At 59.4% G+C, this 19,588-nt stretch carries 18 protein-coding genes; 11 read left to right on the forward strand and 7 right to left on the reverse strand.

Features of this window, described 5'->3' with window-relative positions; genetic code table 11:
• Positions 1–153 precede the first annotated feature (153 nt).
• On the forward strand, positions 154–687 hold the full coding sequence (locus AABM54_RS19155; RefSeq protein ID WP_347901554.1) for a Bro-N domain-containing protein: 534 nt from the start codon (positions 154–156) through the stop codon (positions 685–687).
• Positions 688–806: 119 nt separating this feature from the next.
• Positions 807–1,523, forward strand: coding sequence for an HNH endonuclease (locus tag AABM54_RS19160; protein ID WP_347901555.1), 717 nt, complete (start codon positions 807–809; stop codon positions 1,521–1,523).
• A gap of 177 nt (positions 1,524–1,700) precedes the next feature.
• On the opposite strand, the gene AABM54_RS19165 is transcribed toward AABM54_RS19160, so the two are convergent.
• Both AABM54_RS19165 and AABM54_RS19170 read right to left on the reverse strand, forming a co-directional pair.
• Positions 1,701–5,213 (reverse strand): alkaline phosphatase family protein, encoded by a 3,513-nt coding sequence (locus tag AABM54_RS19165; RefSeq protein ID WP_347901556.1) that lies wholly within the window; start codon positions 5,211–5,213, stop codon positions 1,701–1,703.
• 85 nt (positions 5,214–5,298) lie between these two features.
• Positions 5,299–6,276, reverse strand: coding sequence for a hypothetical protein (locus tag AABM54_RS19170; RefSeq protein WP_347901557.1), 978 nt, complete (start codon positions 6,274–6,276; stop codon positions 5,299–5,301).
• Between the two features lie 208 nt (positions 6,277–6,484).
• Between AABM54_RS19170 and AABM54_RS19175 the strand changes: the two genes are divergently transcribed.
• On the forward strand, positions 6,485–7,444 hold the full coding sequence (locus AABM54_RS19175) for a hypothetical protein (protein ID WP_347901558.1): 960 nt from the start codon (positions 6,485–6,487) through the stop codon (positions 7,442–7,444).
• Positions 7,445–7,472: 28 nt separating this feature from the next.
• Here AABM54_RS19175 and AABM54_RS19180 read toward each other — a convergent pair whose 3' ends face one another.
• Positions 7,473–8,657 (reverse strand): hypothetical protein, encoded by a 1,185-nt coding sequence (locus AABM54_RS19180; protein ID WP_347901559.1) that lies wholly within the window; start codon positions 8,655–8,657, stop codon positions 7,473–7,475.
• A 306-nt stretch (positions 8,658–8,963) separates the two neighbouring features.
• Here AABM54_RS19180 and AABM54_RS19185 point away from each other — a divergent pair, with 306 nt between their 5' ends.
• Positions 8,964–9,281 (forward strand): helix-turn-helix transcriptional regulator, encoded by a 318-nt coding sequence (locus AABM54_RS19185; protein WP_347901560.1) that lies wholly within the window; start codon positions 8,964–8,966, stop codon positions 9,279–9,281.
• Positions 9,282–9,425: 144 nt separating this feature from the next.
• Here AABM54_RS19185 and AABM54_RS19190 read toward each other — a convergent pair whose 3' ends face one another.
• Entirely contained in the window at positions 9,426–10,484 is a 1,059-nt protein-coding gene (locus AABM54_RS19190; RefSeq protein WP_347901561.1) for an MBL fold metallo-hydrolase, read from the reverse strand.
• Between the two features lie 203 nt (positions 10,485–10,687).
• Between AABM54_RS19190 and AABM54_RS19195 the strand changes: the two genes are divergently transcribed.
• The 3 genes from AABM54_RS19195 to AABM54_RS19205 all read left to right on the forward strand — a co-directional run bounded on the left by AABM54_RS19195 (position 10,688) and on the right by AABM54_RS19205 (position 13,291).
• Entirely contained in the window at positions 10,688–11,302 is a 615-nt protein-coding gene (locus tag AABM54_RS19195) for a TetR/AcrR family transcriptional regulator (RefSeq protein WP_347901562.1), read from the forward strand.
• 203 nt (positions 11,303–11,505) lie between these two features.
• Complete coding sequence (locus tag AABM54_RS19200) at positions 11,506–12,582, forward strand: diguanylate cyclase (RefSeq protein ID WP_347901563.1); 1,077 nt, start codon at positions 11,506–11,508, stop codon at positions 12,580–12,582.
• 169 nt (positions 12,583–12,751) lie between these two features.
• Entirely contained in the window at positions 12,752–13,291 is a 540-nt protein-coding gene (locus AABM54_RS19205) for a DUF1003 domain-containing protein (RefSeq protein WP_347901564.1), read from the forward strand.
• Positions 13,292–13,296: 5 nt separating this feature from the next.
• On the opposite strand, the gene AABM54_RS19210 is transcribed toward AABM54_RS19205, so the two are convergent.
• Positions 13,297–14,247: a LysR family transcriptional regulator gene (locus AABM54_RS19210; RefSeq protein ID WP_347901565.1), complete on the reverse strand. Its 951-nt coding sequence runs from the start codon at positions 14,245–14,247 to the stop codon at positions 13,297–13,299.
• 23 nt (positions 14,248–14,270) lie between these two features.
• Here AABM54_RS19210 and AABM54_RS19215 point away from each other — a divergent pair, with 23 nt between their 5' ends.
• Positions 14,271–14,990: a CTP synthase gene (locus AABM54_RS19215; RefSeq protein WP_347901566.1), complete on the forward strand. Its 720-nt coding sequence runs from the start codon at positions 14,271–14,273 to the stop codon at positions 14,988–14,990.
• Positions 14,987–15,310, forward strand: coding sequence for an antibiotic biosynthesis monooxygenase (locus AABM54_RS19220; RefSeq protein ID WP_347901567.1), 324 nt, complete (start codon positions 14,987–14,989; stop codon positions 15,308–15,310). Before AABM54_RS19215 ends, AABM54_RS19220 begins: the two co-directional genes overlap by 4 nt.
• 83 nt (positions 15,311–15,393) lie before the next feature.
• On the opposite strand, the gene AABM54_RS19225 is transcribed toward AABM54_RS19220, so the two are convergent.
• Positions 15,394–15,720, reverse strand: coding sequence for a DUF2025 family protein (locus AABM54_RS19225; protein ID WP_347901568.1), 327 nt, complete (start codon positions 15,718–15,720; stop codon positions 15,394–15,396).
• 249 nt (positions 15,721–15,969) lie between these two features.
• Here AABM54_RS19225 and AABM54_RS19230 point away from each other — a divergent pair, with 249 nt between their 5' ends.
• Together AABM54_RS19230 and AABM54_RS19235 are read left to right on the forward strand one after the other, a co-directional pair.
• Positions 15,970–17,097 (forward strand): glycerophosphodiester phosphodiesterase, encoded by a 1,128-nt coding sequence (locus AABM54_RS19230; RefSeq protein ID WP_347901569.1) that lies wholly within the window; start codon positions 15,970–15,972, stop codon positions 17,095–17,097.
• A gap of 299 nt (positions 17,098–17,396) precedes the next feature.
• On the forward strand, positions 17,397–17,717 hold the full coding sequence (locus tag AABM54_RS19235) for a PepSY domain-containing protein (protein WP_347901570.1): 321 nt from the start codon (positions 17,397–17,399) through the stop codon (positions 17,715–17,717).
• Between the two features lie 157 nt (positions 17,718–17,874).
• Here the strand turns inward: AABM54_RS19235 and AABM54_RS19240 are convergent, their stop codons facing one another.
• Positions 17,875–19,500, reverse strand: a complete 1,626-nt coding sequence (locus AABM54_RS19240) for a methyl-accepting chemotaxis protein (protein ID WP_347901571.1) — start codon at positions 19,498–19,500, stop codon at positions 17,875–17,877.
• Positions 19,501–19,588 lie beyond the last annotated feature (88 nt).

Below are 19,588 nucleotides of genomic sequence, written 5' to 3' on the forward strand. Positions count from 1 at the left end.
TGTGTGGGGTTTCTTAACTCCCGGCACCCAGCCCTAAGAAAGCTGACATCACACAGAGGTAAAAAGAAATGCCTAAAAATCTCTCCTTCTCACCGAAGGTGCTTTGCTGCTACAGCTTCACAGTCCATGCGCTTCCATCCCAGGAGGCTCGCCATGTCTGACCCCTACACTCCCCTAGTCTTCACTCGCCACAACCTCCACCTTCATGCCCTCCTCCTGGAAAACCAACCATGGTTCTGCGCCCGCGATCTGGGTCGGTTGATGGGCGTTGATCTGAACGAACGGATAGTCAGCAAGCTGGACGAGGATCAGCGGCATACGCTGACGATTCGTTACCACGGGCAGCCGGAGAAAAGGCTAATGCTCAGCGAGTCCGGGGTGTATGCATTGTTGGTGTATCACTACGCGCCGGGGCATCGATTGTTACGCGAGTGGTTGACTCATCAGGTGGTGCCAGCGATGCGTGATGCGCGGCAGTCGAAAAACGCAGATCGACCAATGTTGAGTTTGTTGGATTGGCCGGAGATGTCGTTGAGTCTGTTGCATTGGCAAGATGAAGGCTGGATTCGGTTGCGGGATATGCCTTATTTGCTGCTTAACCGGACTCGGCGGCGGGTACCGGTGGTTCGGCCTTGGTGGCGGAAGGTGGTGGATTGGTTTCAGTGGTCCAAAGCTTCGGCGGGTTAGGCGACGGAGTCTTGCGTAGGACCAACCAAGCGAAAAATTGGTCTTTCCTGTAGGAAATTTCGTAGACGTCGTAATGGCCACTCAGTATCGTCCGAGGGTTTCCAACCCTCGGCGACTGTATGGACACTGAAAACGAAAAAAACGACTGGAGTGACGCGGAGCTAGAAGCTGCGGTTGACGGATATTTGAAGATGCTGGCGATTGAAAGAAGTGGCCAGAAGCTCAACAAGGCCCACGAGAACCGTCTGTTACGCGAGGGAGTGTTGAACAAACGCAGCAGAGGCTCCATCGAATTCCGAATGCGTAATATCTCCACCGAATTCAATGATTTGTGTCTGCCGTACATTATTGGTTATTTACCGGCCAAACATCTTGGCCCCGGTGTCGCCCCGCGCATACGTGCGGCGTTGATTGCAAAAGGTGCTTTCAATCCTGACGACTACGCACCTACTGCGGATGATCAAGCTCTGGACGCCAAGGTTCTGAAGCTTGAACAGCAAGGCTTGTTGGGCACCCCTCGTGGTATCGAAAAACCTCAACGAGTAAACGGCACTGCCTCTTCGTTTTTACGTGACCCGTTGGTAAAAGCCTGGGTACTAAAAAACGCTGAGGGGAAATGCGAAGGCTGCGGCGAACTCGCGCCATTCAAGCAAATCAACGGTTTGCCGTTTCTTGAAGTTCACCACGTTAAGCGTTTGGCGCAGAACGGTTCGGATCGGATTAGCAATTCCGTGGCACTCTGCCCGAATTGTCATCGGCGTTGTCATCATTCGAGCGATAAAGATGAGTTCACCTTGTCGCTTTATACGAAGGTGGAGCGGTTGAGACCCGAGTAATAGTCGTCCGCTGTTCGGCCCCATTGCACATGTTGAGGTTGTCGTTGGCTGGGGGATCGCCATCGCGAGCAAGCTCGCTCCCACAGGGGATCTGCGGCAGGTTTGGGAATTGCGGTGTTGAAAGGGCCGCAGGTTTGTCCTGCGGCCCTTTTCTTTGGTTGTAACAAGGCTACTGGCTCAGCGCCCCAACCCGCTTATCTGCCACGGGCACACCGCCTCCCTCACCCCGCTCGGCCCGACGATCTCTGGGGTTTGGCCCAGTGACCGGGCGTTCAGTACGCCGCCAATCCGTTTGATCAGTTCGTCAAAGCCCAGCTTCGCGTCCTCCTGGTGCAGTTTGCGCAGTTGTTCGACCATGGCGTAGGTGAAGGCGCCGTAGGTGTTGGCGCCGACCTGGTATTCGCTGGCTTTTTCATTTTCCCGTGCGGCGTAGAGCATCAGGGGCATGTACGGGCCGTGGTGGCCGTAGAGTTTGCCTTGGCGCAGGAGTTGGGCGGTGCTGTCGGGGCGTAGGCCGATGCAGGCGCCTTGGGCGCGGCGGGTCCGGGTGAGCGCCTGGGGTTTGCTGCTGTCGGCGTGGGCGCTGAAGTCGCGACCATCGCTGTCGGCGGCGTAGGGGCGGCGGTCCCAGTCGCCGGCGTAAGGGTCCCAGCGCAGCAAACGGTGGCGGATGTCGCTGGGCGGGGTGATGCCGCGCACGCGGCCGGCGCCGCGGGTCATGCCGCCCGCGTTGCAGCAGTCGAGCATGACGGTGAGTTTGGCGCCGTGGCCGTCCGGGTCGAAGGGCAAGTGGCTGTAGAACTGTCGGAACAGTTTGTCGGTGAAGTGAGTGTTTTCGTCATCCCAGTCAAAGTCGTAGAGCACCAGGGTTTCGTCCATGCGGTCGGCTTCCTGGCTCGCGCCGTAGGCTGGCAGTTGAGTACCGTGGCCGGAATAGAACAGCATCCGTTCGTCGCCCGCTCTCGCGCCTTCCACCAACCATTCCAGGCGTTCGACGAAGTTTGCCCGTGTCGCCCGTTCGTTGTGCAGCAGGCGTATGTCCCCGGCGTCGTAGCCGCTTTCCTGAAGCATGCGGCTGATGAGGTAGGTGTCGTTGATGCAGCCATCCAGGCGTGCGCCCGGGTCCGGGTAGTCGTTGATGCCGACCACCAGTGCGCGGCGTTTGCGTTGACCGGTACGGGACAGGAATGCCGGAACTTCAAGAATCCGCGCCGCCACCACGTCACGGGCCAGTTGTGGCCAGAGGCCGGTCTGGCTGGTGGGTGACGACAAGTAGGCCTGGGCCGCATGATTGAGGTCCAGCAGGTCATCGCGCAGCGGCACGGTGAATTCGGTTTGCAGGTCGATGCGCGCAGAGTCCGGCGAAGTGATCGGCCGGGTCAGCAAGCCGTCGTTCGGGTTGTACAGGTGGAACCAGCGACGAATGCCCCGGCCGTTATCGTTCAAGCGCATGACGCGCCCGCCCCACACTTCGCGCATCACCAACGGCAGCGCGATGGGTGAGCCGAAGCTGACGAATACCCGGCCGTCGATGCGCTTGAGCGCCGAGCCTTTTTTGGCCACCGAACGACGCAAGGCGTCATAACCGATGAGGCTGCCCAGCCCTTGGGCAAAGATGATCTGCGGGTCGAACTCGTCGATTTTTTCCAGCAAATGCTGGACCAGATCGGTGCGCAAGTCGGGGTCTTCGATCCATTGCACGGTGGCACCCACCGTGGTGCGCAGCATCTGATTGACCGGCAGGCCCCAGCTGCCGAAGACCTCATTGTCCTTGTCGGTGGCGTCGGCGCGCAAAATCGCAAGCCCACGGGTGATCTGGGCGAAGTCTGGCCCCCCCTTGAGCTGATCGTCGAAGGACAGAAACTCGATGTCGTCACCTTCGACATGGCGACCGTTTTGCGCCAACTGACCGTGAATCAGCGAGCGCCATTGGTCCTGCCAGTTCGCGTCTGTGCCGCCCTGTTCATTGAACGCCTGCGTATAGCCCACACCGGGCAAGCACAGCACTTTCAGAGGCGCAGTGGCTTGCTGTCGCTCGGCCAACAAGGCCCTCGTCGCTCTCGGCAACGTGGTGGCGGCCGGCAACGGGTAAGCCGTGTCCATCAGGTCTTGCAGGTTGCGCAGTTTGGCTTCGAGGTTGTCCTCGCCAGGGGCTGCAAGCGTCACGGTATCGGCGGGGGCCGCGAGACCTCGCATGTGCTCCGCCAGGAAGGCTCGGACATTGTGGGCGCTGTTTTGCCAGATCTGCACCGGGTCCAGACCATTGAGGTAGCCCGTGGCCGTGTCCACCACTTGCCGGCTGAGGGTCGCCAGCCCGGACTCCGTCAATGGCAATCCGTCACGCGAAGGTACGGCAGTGGCGTCGAGCTGGATCGGCGCCGTGAGTGGCGCGTTCCGCCAGATCGGCGCGTTACCGAAGTGATCGGCTGCCACCACCCGCGGGCCGAGGGCACTGCGCGGCACATTGAAGTGGTCGCAGAGAAACGCCAGCAGGCTGGTGTGGTCGTAATGTTGCCGGTTGATAGAACTCGATGCCCAAGGCACCAGCCCGGGTTTGAGCCAGGGCGAGGCAAAGATCGCCGGTACGCGAACGCCCAACAGGGTAAATGGATTGTTCCAGTTCACATCCGACGTCGTGTCGGTTTGCACCGCGGCAGGTGGCACGACGTGATCGTGGAAACCGCCATGCTCGTCATAGAGCAACACGAACAGAGTCTTGTCCCACACGGCTTTGTTGGCGGACAACGCATTGAACACGTCACCGACAAACTGATCGCCAAAACGAATGTCCTCCGGGGGATGATGGGACACGTTCGGCCCCAGGGTCCCGTTGAGCAGGCCGTAGCTGGGTTCGATCCAGGACAGCGCCGGCAGTGCCTGATCGTGAATGTCCTGCTTGAAGCTCTTGATACTGGAGTGTTGTCGCCCTCCCCTGACCAGCGCAGCCAGTGGAATGGCGCCGTCGGAATAGATCCGCACATCATGGCCGTGGCTTCTGAGCAGCGAGAAAATGCTCTCGCTGGTGAACTGGGCAATCAGGCTTTTGATCCCGGAAACCACGGTTTTGTTTTTGACATCGGGCATCAGCAGATGCCCGTTGCAACTGCCGAGCATGGCAAAAAACCGGTTCGGCCAGGTCGGTCCGGGCACCGAGGAAAACCAGCGATCACACACCGTGTAATGACGGGCCAACCCCTGAATCGCCGGCAGCGGATCACCCGCAGGCGTTTCACCGAATGGGATGTAGTTCATCGCCCGTTGGGCCATGGACTGGGCGTAGGTCTTGTAGGTTTTCAGGTCTGCGCGCGCCTTGGTGTAGGCATTTTGCGCAAAGCCGTTCATCAATGGCGCGGTGAGGCTGTCAACGCCGGTTACGTCCAGCTGTACCACTACGTCGTCGAACTCATGGCCCAGGTCGAAGCCTTCACTGTCCTTGGCGGGTTTGGCCGGAAGTGGCGGCGGTGGAGGTGCCCATAAACTGAAGTCGTCGGTGCTCTCTTGCTGCTGGGTAATCACCACGCTGCCGCCACTGGCCAGCGTCACCGAGTTGCTGGGTGTGGGCACAGAACCGATACCTTCGCAGGCGCTGTCGACTTTGTTTCTATAGTCGCCCAGCAAATGATCGAACGAACGGTTTTCCATCATCAGTACAACGACATGCTTGATATCGGCAGGCCAATTGTTGGACATGTTTGCCTCCATGGCCCAAGAGGCCTATGCAAGAGCTAACGGTGGTTGTCAGGACGGGACGGGGAGCTCGCGGAACAACAATGGCTCATGGCTTGGGGTCCGGCGGTGTTTTACTGCCGGTCAGGCGAATGACCTGGCTCAGTATCTTGAACCAGTAGTCGCCGCCCAACGAGGCGGCCAGCGCCGCGGCCATGACCCCAAACAACCAATACAGGAACCATGCAGGCGCGTTGGGCTGATCTTTCTGCAAGAACATCGGCAGGGTGTTCCAGCCGATTGCGCCTTGAGGCAACGCCTGCAAACTGTTCAGGGCGGCATTGAATTGGCATTGGGACTTGTCGTTGTTGTCGGCGCAGGCTTGCCCTTGATTCAGTCCGGGACCGTTTTTCACCAGGTCCGCGGCCATCTTCATGCTCACTTCATGCAGGGCATCGCCTCGCACCATGCCTTTCATGAGGTCGAAACCGTTGACGTTGAGGGCAAGACACAGCAGCAGTGCACAACCCAGCGACACGGCTTTGGCATGACGCCGCGTCCAGCCTTCGGCGCGGTCCATGACCGCGTTGATCCAGCGCTCCAGCCGGGTTTTGAACGCGCAGAGCAAATCCTGAGTCGTGGTGACCTTGGCCTGGGCGGCGGCCAGCAGGCTCGAGAGAGCACGACGCAGGTGTTCAGAGGGGATCAGCGCAATGCCCTTGGCCAGGGCCGCATTGAGTTCTTCGAGGGAAATATCGAGGGGCGTGGCATCGTCCTTGCGCAATAGCAGATCAATCACCACCTGCGCCAGCATGGCCGGGTCCAGGTAGCTGGGGCGCTGGCCGGGCGGCGCCATGGCTTTGATCACCGGATGATCGAGCACCTGTTGCAGGAACTCGGCGTCCTGGGTGCCCAGCGTTTTCAACTTGCCGACAAACAGCAACTCCAACGCCTCATACAAGTAACGCGCCCTGACTCTCTGAAAGAACGACAGAACGATTTCAGTCAGCGTGGTGACGCAAATGCCCAGCACGGTGAACAGCGCCAGCATCCCGATAATCGTATCCAGAACGACCGATCCAAACACCCTGACCTCCTTGTACACGCGGTGAACGGCAAAACAAGCAGTCAGCCCGGAACGGCACCTCACACGACCTGTCCCACAACGCTAGTCAGGCCCTGGGCACTTGTCCAACGCAGAGGTGTGATCAAGCGACGAACGTGAATGAATGCGTGCGCCAGAGCGCGTCACCGGCTATTAATACGCCACCCCACTCTCAAGGACCTGAGCGTTTATGAAATTCGACACCGCCTACTGCATCAGTCTCGACGATAAGCTGTCGATCTATGACGTGCGCGACCTGAACTTCGACGAAATCATGGACTTCGATTCGGCGAAAGAACGCTTCCAGTGCCCCAACGATGGTTGCCGGGCAGCATTCGATGAAACCAACGGGCTGGGCACCTTCAATGCCAAGAACGTCAACTATGTGCGTACACCGCACTTCAAGAACCTGCCCGGCACCCAGCATGTCGAGGGCTGCCCTTATGTCAGTCTCAGGGCTGCGGCGGCAGAAGGCGCGGAAGCGGATGACGGACCGGAAGAGCATTTCCCGTCGGAGTTGTTGCTGACCCGGCGTGAGTATGTGCGCAAGTCGCCTGCCCCGGCCTCTCAGGTTGACGCACCTGGGGAAGAACCAAAACCTGCAACAGCAACCAAAACCGTTGAGCACCCGACCCGCGAGTCGGCACCGGACAAAACCAGTGTCTTCGCGCACCCGGTCGAGTGCTTTGTGTCGAACTTCGATGACAAAGACTTGCTCAAACGCATGCCGCTCAAAATCGGCGAGCACACGGCGTCTTACGGCGCGTTCTTCAAGAAAATCGAGTACCTGCAAGACAACAAGGGGCTGATTTACTGGGGCAAGATCAAAGAGATCAAGGACTACAAAACCAGCTTCCGCATTGATTTCGAGAAGAAGGTCTGGCTCGACAAGAAGTCTTACTCAGTCAATGTCTACCTGAGCAAAAGCCTGATCGAGAACTACCGCAAGCGCAAAGCGTTCCTGGAAGAAATCAAAAGTGCCATCGGCAGCGAGCGGGAACTCTATTGTTTCTTCTATGGCGTGACACCCGAGTTGAAGCAGGTGCCAAGCAAAAAGAATCCCGAGCAGACGTTCGGGGTGTTCAGTGGGGATATCGAGAACCTGGATCACTTCATCATCCGCGAAGTACCAGGGCTGGAGGCGCAGTGACCTGCGCGCCTCGCGCTGACGGACCCGGTCAAGGCAATTGCAGTCTCACGCCGCCCGGCTGTTGCTTGATGAGGTTGTAAGGCAAGACGCTCCATTCGGTGCTGCTGCACGGTGCGAGGGCATGGGGAAAATAGGGGTTCAGGTAAATACCTTGATCGGTGAAGTACCAGGACGCGTACTGCCAAGGTTCTGCATTGGCGTAGACACACATGCCATCGTCCGTACCGGACGCCTGCATCTCTGTCGGGTGCAGGACCGTGAACTGCCGGATCAGCCAGGGGGCAAATTCTTGCCGACGATAAGTGGAATAAGCCTCGCGTAACTCCGGGCTTTGTTCATCGGAGTCACCCAAACGTTCCTCGTAATGCAACGGCTTACCCTGCCCTACCCAGAGCACGTCTTCCAGGGTCAAGACTTTACCGGTTTTGGCATCCAGGTTAAGCGGCTTTTCGCTGTAGTCCGGGTGCTGGCCACCGCAACTGTATTCCATGCTGATGTTGATGCTGACGACGCTGGACGTCAGCAGCTGCGGCTGAGCAACCAAATTGACATACGCCCATTGAGCGCTACCCAACAGACAATTGTGATAACTCGTCACCTCCTGCCACAACCGTCCCATCAGTTGCTGATTCAGCCGTTTGCGCTCCTGAGGCGAATACCCTGAAACGATCTCGAACAGTGAGATCTTCGACTCAGGCTCAGACCACCATTGCAGCGTGTAGCCCATGAAGTCCTGTTTTTTGCCGGGTTTGAGTGTCAGGCCTTGCAGACGCAAGTAGTCGTACGGCGCGGTGTTACGCAGCGAGGCGATGTAAGGCACCGCGTCCGCGGGTACGGGAGGAAGCCGGGCGTTGACCAGGCTGACTTTAAGGGTTTTACCTTTGGGACTGCGCCACTCGCCTTGCCAGCCGTTGGGGGTTTCTTGCAGGCGTAACTCCGGTCGCGGCGTGTCTTCACCGTAGCGCTCTTGACCCTCGTTGAGCACCAGTGTCTGGCCATCAAACGCGCCCGAGAGCGGAATATCGCGGTGATACTTTTGGTAGAGATAGCGACCGCTGACATTGCTCGGCGCCCCCAAGTTCATCTCCAGCACAATCGGCATCTTGCCCAGGGTACCAGTGAAAAAACGGTCATCCTCGCCAAACGCCACGCTCGACAACACGCTGAACAACAGTGCAACCGAGCCTGCCAGACGCAACAATCCTTTGAACATTGAACAGTCCTTGAGTGAAGACAAAGCAGCATCGAAACCAGAAGCCAGACACTGCCCGAGTGGAAACGGTGGCGGATTATGACGAGGTTGATGACGGGAATCGACAAGCCGAGCATGGAAGCTGCTGCGCCTGCCAGGTGAAGCCCGCCCTGGAGTATTCGGTCGCGATAGCCCTGTGGATGCACCGACAACCTAACAGACAGAAACCCTGCCGAACCAATCAAAAAAATGAGTTTGATCCGGGCACAAAACAACTGTACAAAAACACAGTCATTTGAATTTCCACTCTCGAGCCCGGAGAAAACCATGGCCTCTCTCGCGATGAAAATCACCCTGGAACGTATCGCCCTTTTTCAATTCACCTCCACTCACAGTGCACAGGCCCGTGAGCTGCTGGGCTGGAGCCTGGAACGGTTTTCCGAAGAGTCGGGCGTTTCCGCACAGGCCATTGCACGATTTGAGGCGGGAGGTGATTTGCTCGACGTCACCCGCCTGGCCCTCGCGTTTCGGCTTGAGGCCGAGGGGCTGGTGTTCTTTCCAGGCTTTGCGCCGGGTAGAGGCATGAACGTGCGAGGCTCAACGCCCAGCCCTCTTGAACGAGCGGATTACGCCATGATCGAGTGAGCCCGAAAGCGAGGCGTCATAACGAAGAAATCGGGCTCATGCCAATGGCTGATGTTCGTGAACCTGTCGGCCTTGACCCACAGGTTCACGCAAACGATGCCGGGCCATTATGCTCTCGACTTTTCGACGCCATCTACAGTGACATCACCCGACGCTGTGCTGACCTTCAGATACCTGATGCTCAACCTCAAACCACCAGGCACCACCACGCTGAGGTTGCATCAGGTTGAACGCCTCCCCCATCTGTGGCGTGGTGATGGAAACATTACGCTCCCAGGCCAACGCCAGGATGCGGTCGAACGGCTCGTGCCAGGCATGCATCGACAGGTCGAACGTACCGTTATGAATCGGCAGCAACCAGCGACCTTTCAGGTCGATGTGCGCTTGCAGGGTCTGTTCCGGTTGCATGTGGATATGGGGCCAGTCGACGTTGTAGGCACCTGTTTCCATGAGTGTCAGGTCAAAGGGGCCATAGCGCTCGCCGATCCGCTTGAAACCATCGAAATAGCCGGTGTCGCCACTGAAAAAGATTCGCCTGCCCCCATCAATCATCACCCATGAGGCCCACAACGTGCTGTTGCCATCGAAGAGACCCCGGCCGGAAAAGTGCTGCGACGGCGTGGCGATGAAACGAATGCCCTCCACCTCGGTGCCTTGCCACCAATCGAGTTGCCGGACCTTGTCGGCATCCACTCCCCACTTGATCAAGGTGTCGCCGACACCTAGCGGCGCGAGGAAAAAACGGGCCTTGTCGGCAAGTTTGAGAATGGACTCATGGTCCAGGTGATCGTAATGATCGTGGGACAGAATCACCGCCTCAATGGGTGGCAATGCCTCCGGACTGATCGGCGGCTGATGGAAACGCTTGGGGCCGGCCCACTGCACCGGCGACGCGCGTTCGGCGAAGACCGGATCGGTCAGCCAGAACTTGTCACGCAACTTGAGCAGCACCGTGGAATGGCCCAGGCGAAATACACTGCCATCAGCCGCCGCCAGCAATTGTTCACGGGTGAGTGCCTGAACCGGAATCACCCCGCTCGGCCGAGTGTTGCGCGGTTTGTGAAAGACCATGTTCCAGAAGATCCGCAAGGTCTTGCCCAATCCCTCGCGCCGGACGGCAGCATGATTGCGGAAGTGCCCTTGCTCCTGCCGGGACGATTCAAGCTCAGGGGCGCGACTAGCGCCGGTCAAGTAAATGGCCATGATTGGGAGGCTCCAGCAAAACCGCGGAGGTCGCGGCTTTGTTATCAGGACAATAAATGGCCAAGGCACGCACGCATCAGCCGGGAACATATTTTTTGGGCACCGAACAACTACACTGCACAGTGTAGTTCCGAGATTGCAACAAATCCTCGGACAAGTAAACTGCCGAGTGTAATTCCTGCCTACTTTACCGAAGCCTATTTATGACAGCTCCACAGCGCCTGACCGACCGTAAACGCCACGCCATTGTCCAGGCAGCAATCACTGAGTTCCGCGCCTGCGGTTTCGACGTTGCCAGCATGGACAAGATCGCAGCGACCGCTGGTGTGTCCAAGCGCACGGTCTACAACCACTTTCCCAGCAAGGAAGAGTTGTTTGCCGAGATCCTCAACAAACTCTGGTGCGGCATTACCGCCCAACAGGAAAACACCTACCGCAGCGACCTGCCGCTGCGCGAACAGCTTCAACAGGTGTTGCTGGCCAAGTTGCAGATGCTGGCGGACGACAACTTTCTCGACCTGGCCCGCGTAGCCATTGCCGCCACGATCCATTCACCGGAGCGCGCCCGGGATATGGTCGCCCGGTTAGGCGAACGTGAAGAAGGCCTCGCCCTGTGGATTCGCGCCGCCCAGGCCGACGGAAAACTCAAGGCCGTCGACCCGGGTTTCGCCGCCCAGCAGGTGCAGGGGTTGCTCAAGGCCTTTGCGTTCTGGCCGCAAGTCTCCATGGGGCAGGCGGCCCTTGATGTCGACCAGCAGACCCAGGTGATCGAGTCGGCGCTGGACATGTTCCTGGCCTGCTACCAGCTCAAGCCCTGAACATCTGCGGCTGTTGAAACCTGCCTGGGAATGCGGCAACGCACGGTCGCCGCGACGGCCCAAGCCCTCTGTTCCCAATAAATGGCTTCGAAGGACACTGATTATTGCGCGTGGAATAAATGACAATATTCACGCAATTGATCCGATGAACGGCGATAAAAAAACACAACGAAGTGTTCGGAACCCATCTGGTGCAGGGATATATGGAAAACAAACGCGGCAAAGGGCTGTCCTTTGCCAAACGTATTTACATGCCAAGGATTATCGGCCTGGGTATTGGCTGCATCAGCGTGTTTGCTGCGCTGTACCCATTGCAAATGCCCCTGTGGATTTGGGCATTGTTGCTGTTCAACGGTTTCATCTGGCCCCACGTGGCCTACCAGTTGTCGACCCGCGCAACCTTCCCCTACCATGCCGAGCGTCGAAACCTGCTTTACGATTCGCTGTTGGGCGGCTTCTGGGTCGCGACCATGCAGTTCACGCCGCTTACGACGGTCACGATCATTTCGATGATGGCCATGAACAACGTCGCCGCGGGCGGCTACCGACTCTTTGTTCGCGGCATCCTCGCCCAATTCGGCGGCGTGCTGCTTTCATGGCTGCTGTTCGGTGCGGCGTTTACGACCACAGTCACACAGATTCAGGTGTACGCATGCCTGCCGATGCTCACGCTGTATCCACTGGCGGTGGGCATGGTCTGCTATCAACTGGCGATCAAGCTTTCGGAACACAAACGGGCGCTGAGCGCGTTGAGCCGTACCGACAGCCTGACCGGCCTGCTCAACCACGGCTCCTGGAAAGACCTGCTGCACATCAAGTTTCACCTGTGCCAGCAGCAACAGATTCAAGCGACCATCGCGTTGATCGACATTGATCACTTCAAGGCCATCAATGACACCTACGGACACATCGTGGGCGATTCGGTGCTGCGCAAGTTGAGCGCCGAACTCAAGCGCAACCTACGCGAAAGCGACCTGGCCGGGCGATACGGCGGCGATGAGTTCTGCGTGATCCTGCCGGACATGCCCCTTGAGCAGGCCCGGGAGGTGATGGAGCGCTTGCGTCACGTGTTCAGCAACTATCGCAACCCGAACGTGCCGCAGCTGCAAGTCAGTTTGAGCATAGGCCTGGCCACCTACCAGCCGACCTTCGAGGACGCCGCCAGTTGGCTCAATGAAGCGGACAAAGCGCTGTACACCGCCAAAAAAACCGGCCGCAACAAAATCAACATCGCGATGAACGAGCCGTTTGCCGAATCGGCACTGGCCCTTCCCGCATGAACGCCTTACACGAATCGACAGAAAGCCTTTTTTTCGTACCCGTTTAATGAGGTCTGTACGAATGCAGGCTCCTCGCTGAGCCACTGTACACGCGGCGCCGGAACCGGCGTCGCGCAAAGGCTGGCGGGGCTATAGTGAAACTCAGTCCCAGCCTGTTGCAGAGATCCCCATGAATTCCACCAAACCCGAAAACGAACCTGCCGCCCCCGTCGACCACCTGCGTTTCCATCGTCCTCACGCCCACCTCGAACCGACTTTCGGTAATGACCGTTTTGCCCTGCGCGCCGAGGCGTTTGCACGGTTCTTCGGCACACCGACCTTTCTTGGCGCGCAAACCCTGATCGTGGTGGTCTGGGTCTGCCTCAACTTGTTCGGCGTGACGCATTTCGACGTTTACCCGTTCATCCTGCTCAACCTGGCATTCAGCCTGCAATCGGCTTATGCGGCGCCACTGATTCTGCTGGCGCAAACCCGTCAGGCCGCGCGCGACAAAGCCCAGTCCGACGCCGATGCGCGACACCGCGAAGCCCTGGCCGTTGCCAACAGCGAACGTCAGGCACAGGCGGCGCAGAACACCGCACAGTTAATGACATTGCTTGAACAAAACACGCGTCTGACCGAAATGACCAAAACCCTCACCGAGCGCATCGAAAATCTGACGAGCGAAATGCATCAGCATTTTGTGCGCAAGAATGCCCCCCAGACGTAGGCGCGTTACTCAGGCAATCGAACGCAACGGGCCAACTCATCGAACAAGGTCACCACTGAGCGCAGGGCGCGGCAGTCCGGCCGGGTCAGCAGCCACAGCGCGGTGTCATAACCGGCCAGCGGCGCGCTCAAGGGTTCAAGCACTTGGCTGTCGCCGATGAGAAAGTCCGGCAGCGCCGCAACGCCCAACCCGGCGCGTACCAGTTCAGTGACCGAAAGCATGCTGTTGCAGCGATAGCCGGGCACCACGCCGGGCCACTGCTGGCGACGCCAGACGACGGTGGGATGGTCGGGTAGAAAGTCATCCGGGGCGATCCAGTTCAGCCGCGCCAGATCACTGGCGTCGACTGACTCCAGGTACGCCGCACTGGCACACACCCGGTAGGAGACCGTCCCCAGGCAACGTCCGACCAGATGTTCCGGCGGTGTCCGCGTGAGGCGCAACGCGATATCGGCGTCACGGCGGCTGAGGTTGGCGAAGTCGTTGGAGGTGCTCAGTTCCAGGTTCAGCGCCGGATAGCCGGGCATGAACTGCGCCAGGGCCGGCAGCAGCAAACCTTGCAGTACTGAATCGCTGCACGTCAGGCGCACGGTGCCACTGATGACTTCGCCGCCCTGCTCGACCCCGATCCGCGCCGCTTCCAACGCCTGTTCGGCGCGCTCGGCCTGCTCGGCCAAGGCTTGCGCCAGGGTGGTCGGCAGATAACCGGCGCGGCTTTTTTCGAACAGCGGTTGCCCCAGCGACGCTTCCAGCCGTCGAACGCCGCGAAACACCGTCGAGACATCGACCTTCAACAACGCCGCCGCCCGTGCCAGAGCGCCGCCACGCACCAGCGCGAGGATCAGCGAAAGGTCAGCGTATTCCAATTGATAGTGCGTGGCTGCATTGAACATTTGGGCTGATGCCAATATTGATTGCGTGAACGCCAATCTATAGTCCGCACCAGGAATCGACAAGCCATCCCCGCAAGGACATCGCCATGCAGCCAACTGTTGTCAGACCCAGCGTTCACATTGCCTTGATTGGCGATTACGACCCTCAAGTCACCGCCCACCAGGCCATTCCCCTTGCTCTGGACATGGCCGCGACCCACGCCGGGCTCAAGGTCGAATACCACTGGCTGGCGACCGACTCGCTGACCTCACCCGTGCAAATGAAAGGCTTCGACGGCATCTGGTGCGTACCCGCCAGCCCTTATCGCAACGCCGAAGGCGCACTGCTCGCGATCCGTTACGCTCGCGAACAGCAACGCCCGTTCCTTGGCACCTGCGGCGGTTTTCAACACGCGGTTCTGGAATATGCGCGCAACGTTTTGGGCTGGGCCGATGCCGAACATGGCGAGACCGCACCTGACGCAACCCGCGCACTGCTCACACCGCTGTCGTGTTCACTGGTGGAGGCGGTCGACCGCATTCGTTTGCAGGGTGGTTCGTTGATGGCCAAGGCCTACGGCACGCGGGAGATCAGCGAAGGCTATCACTGCCGATACGGGGTCAATCCAGACTTCCAGCACGCACTGTTTAAGCAGTCCCTGCGCGCTTGCGGGCATGATGCCCAAGGCGAGCTGCGCGCCGTCGAACTGCGTGGTCATCCGTTCTTCGTCGCCACGCTGTTCCAGCCAGAACGGGCAGCACTGGCCGGCACACTGCCGCCACTGGTCCGTGCCTTTTTCAACGCCTGCGCGGAGCACCGCACATGATCGCCCGCACACCCGCAGCCCCTTATTACGCCGTGACTTTCACCTCGCTACGCACCCACGGCGATAACGGTTACGAGGAAGCCGCCGAGCGCATGGTGGAACTGGCCCGTGAGCAACCCGGCTTCCTGGGAGTGGAGTCAGCCCGGGGCGCGGACGGGCTCGGGATTACCGTTTCTTACTGGGCCAGCGAAGCGGCGATCCTGGCCTGGAAGCACCATCCCGAGCACAGCGCGATTCGTGAGCGCGGGCGTTCGACCTGGTACTCGTCCTGTCATACACGGGTGTGCAAAGTCGAACGGGCGTATGGGTTTGAGCAGTAACCGTTGTGATGCGCTTCTGGCCGCTATCGTCGGATCGACGCCCGAATCAAGCTCGCGAAAGCGGCCAGCACCAACACAAAAATTCAACTCTGTACCAGGCTCCTCATCGCCGCGATCTCCGGCACTTCTCGCCGGTTCATGTAGACCCGCAAGGGTTCGGTGATGTTGATGCGGTCGTCGATATTCTGGTCCAGCAGCAACTGGATCAAGTCGCGCTTGAGGGTCATGGTCTGGCCGTCCTGCGCGGCCCAGACGAACTCGCTGGTGGGGATGATGCCGTCATCGGCCACGTCCATGCCGAAGGAATCTTCGCTGAAACGTACGATGTATTGGCCGGTCTTGCGGTTCAGGCCGACGAAGCCTTTGAGTTGGTCGGCAGCCTGGCAGATAAGCTGGGAAGTGATGCGCATGGTAAACCTCACGGAAGGGTCCCAAGGGACCGCGGATCGATGGTTTACACGCAGGGCTGGATGTCGACTGTTCTGGGGTTTCCCTCTGGCGGGGAAACTGCTGGAGGCAAGAGTACTGCAAAGAACCGCACAAATGTGCTGAAAAAAGAGGCATTACGCACGTTTATGTCGGTCTGGCGATAGCACAAGCGGCGCTCAATTGTTAAAAGGTACTCCTTTAAAATCGCCCTCCAGAAAAGGACCTCGACCATGCCTGTCACCTACACCAAAAGCGCCCTGCTGCTGAGCCTGTTGCTCGGCCTCGGCCAGGCACAGGCCGCCAGCCAGCCGACCCAGAACGCTCTGGCCAGCCTCAACGGCATCCCGCACCCAGCGGTAATTGCCCACCGTGGCGCGTCCTTCGATGCACCGGAATCCACTGCCGCCGCCTACAAGCTGGCCCGCGACCTGGGTGCCGATTACCTGGAAATGGACCTGCAACGCAGCAAGGACGGCGTGCTGTTCGCCCTGCACGACAACAACCTGCAACGCACCACCGACGTCGCGACCAAATTCCCTGAGCGCAAGGACAGCCCGGCCAACGAGTTCACGATCAAAGAACTGAAAACCCTGGACGCCGGCAGCTGGTTCAACGCCGCCCACCCGGACCGTGCCCGCCCTGCGTACGCTGGCCTGCAAATCCTGACCCTGGACGAGATCATCGACATCGCCCAGGGCAACCCGCAGCACAAGCCTGGCCTGTACATCGAAACCAAGGAGGCGAAGCAGTTTCCCGGCCTCGAACGTGACCTCAAGGACAAATTGCAAGACCGCGGCTGGCTGAGCCCGGCCGGTTCCAAACTGGCCAAGAGTGAACTGGCCGTCGGCCAGGGCAAAGGCAAGGTAATCCTGCAGACTTTCGAGAAGAGCAGCCTGGAGCTGTTGCAAAAAGAAATGCCGCAAGTGCCGAAAATCCTGCTGCTGTGGGTCGGTGAAGGTGGCATGGAACCGAAGTCGAAGGTGAGCTTCGCCGAATCCGGTGACAAGGACAAAGCCGCCTACTACGCCAGGCAGGAACCCAAGGACAAGGCTGAGTTCGAGCAGTGGGTCGACTACGCCAAGGCACAGGGCGCCATCGGCACCGGTCCTTCGGCAGCGCTGACCAACGGCGGCGATCAAAGCTATTTCGACCTGGTAAAACCCTGGATGAACCAGTACACCCACGACAAGGGCATGCTGGTGCACGTCTATACCATCGACGATGCCGTGGATTACAAGAAAGTGATGGACGCAGGCGTCGACGGTATCTTCACCAACCGTGCCTCGGAGCTGCTCAAGTATTACCAGCGCCCGGCCACCGCCAGCGTTGCGCAGTTGCTTGAGAAAAACGGTTATTGAGGTGTCGCCCGCTGTTTGATCGCTCCCATGCGGGAGCGTCACGGGCGTGCGGGCTGGGTGTGTCGCTTTCCGTAGGAGAACGGTGGACGCCCAGTCCTTGCCCGCGAAGAACAATAACGCGGTGTATCCGTTACACCGAGGTGTTCCCATCGCGGGCAAGCCCGGCGATCCGTCGCCCAGCAATCGTTTACTGACCGGCATCACCTACCTGTCCGCCGGGTTCGGGCAATGTTAAGGATGAATTAAGTTGCGCAGGCTAACCTGAGGCCACTTAAACAGCTCACACAAGGACTGACCCCATGAAGACATTGACCACCCTGTTCACCGCCGCTGCCCTGACCCTGACCGCCGGTTTCGCCATGGCCGATGTGCGTCCGGACCTGATCCCGGGCCTGCTCAAGGACGGCATCATCATGGACATGCAGAAGCTCAATGAGGCCGCCCTGGCCCAGCACCCTGGCGCTACAGCGGCAAACATCACCGACACCGAACTCGAGCACAACGCCACGACTGGCGCTTATGCCTACGAAGTCGAAATCCGTGACGCCAAGAATGTTAAGTGGGACGTGAAACTGGACGCCAAGACCGGCCAGGTACTGAGCAACAAGCAAGACAAGTAACGCGCCCGACAAAAAGCCGCGTGACCTTCGGGTCTCGCGGCTTTTTTGCAACTCGGCGGTAGACACCTGCGATGAACCCGAGGCTGGTTCCGGGCTTGAGCGTCATCGTGTAGCGACGCGCAAACGGGTCGCTACACGATGGCGCAGGCGGGTTGAATCAGGCGCTCAGGCGCGCCGTCACTTCGTTCAACTGCCCCGACAAGCCTTGCAGGTTATGGCTGGCGGCCTCGGTGCGTTGCACGTTGTTCAGATTGGTACTGGCGATGCTGGTGATCTCGGTCAGGTTGCGCGAAATGTCTTCGGCGACCGAGGTCTGTTCTTCGGCGGCTGTAGCGATCTGACGGTTCATGTCGCGAATCGCTTCCACCGACGCGGTGATGCGCTCCAGCATGGCGCCGGCCTCTGTCACCTGCTCGACGCTTTCTTCACTGCGCGACTGACCGCTTTCGATGGCCTGCGCCGCGTCCACGGCGCCGGTCTGTACGCTCTGGATGATCTGGTTGATTTCGATGATCGACGCCGCCGTGCGCTGGGCCAGGCTGCGTACTTCATCGGCCACCACGGCAAACCCGCGTCCGGCTTCACCGGCCCGGGCGGCTTCGATGGCGGCATTCAGCGCCAGCAGGTTGGTCTGCTCGGCGATCCCGCGGATCACTTCCAGCACCTTGCCGATACGCCCGCTGTCGGCTTCCAGACGACGGATGACCGTGGCGGTGTTGGCGATTTCGCCGCGCATCTGGGTGATGGTGTAAATCGTCCCCTGCATGACCTTTTCGCCCTGCTGGGCCGAATGGTCGGCGTCGTCGGCCGCTTTCGCCGCGTCGGCCGCATGCCGCGCCACTTCCTGGGCGGTGGCAGACATCTCGTTCATTGCCGTGGCCACCTGGTCGGTGCGGTTGAACTGCTCGTTGGTGCCGCTGGCCATCAGCCCGGCAATCGAGTTCAACTCACCGCTGGCGCTGTTCAGGTCGGTGGCGCTGCGCTGCAGACGGCTGAAGGTTTCGGCCAGGAAATCACGCAGAGTGTTGGCGGCAACGGCCAACCGGCCCAGTTCGTCTTGACGGTCGCTGCTCACGCGCTCGGCGAAACGGCCCTGGCTCAGTTGCGCGACGTACTCGATCAGCTTGCGAATCGGCTCGACCAGTTGACGGTTGACCAGCCACAGGCTGAGCAGGCCAATCAGCAGGCCCGAGACAAGCATCACGACGACGCCCAGCAGCACGGTGCGGTCGGCACTGGCACGGATCAACGCCGATTGCTCGACACCTTGTTTGCGCAGGTCGAGGACCAATTCACTCATCTGTTCGCTGGCAGCACGGTCCACGCCTTTGACGGCATTGTCCCCGACTGCTGCGTCGGCACCGGCGGCCACGTAAGCGTCACGGCCCTTCTGGTACGCGCCACCCAACACACGGTGGGCTTCACGCAGGCTTTCCAGGCGATTCTTGAGTGAAGCGTCGATGCCCCGCTCGCGGGTCAGCTCACCGAGGATCTTCTGGACATCCGCCTGGCGCTCTTCGAATTGCTTCCAGTATTTGTCCCGCTCGGCCGGCTGCTTGCCGCGCAGCAGGACGTTTTTCCATTCCTGAACCTGGGCCTTGAATTGCAGGTTGGCCTCATCGATCAGTTGCGAGGTATGCAGCGGGCCTTCGATCAGGTTGCTATAGCTCTGCACCCCGTTGGAGAGGAAGTGAAAGCAGGCCAATGCGATCAACAGCATCGCAAACAGGCTGCCGCTGAGCAGTGCCAGGATTTGAGCTCTCAGGGATTTGTGCAAAAACATCGAGTGATACTCATGACAGGGATGAGGCACGCACCGCACGGGCATGCAAAGTGTCCGGACATCCCTGTCAGCAACGCTCTGGCCCACG

It is taken from the genome of Pseudomonas purpurea (genome assembly GCF_039908635.1).
Lineage (GTDB): Bacteria > Pseudomonadota > Gammaproteobacteria > Pseudomonadales > Pseudomonadaceae > Aquipseudomonas > Aquipseudomonas purpurea.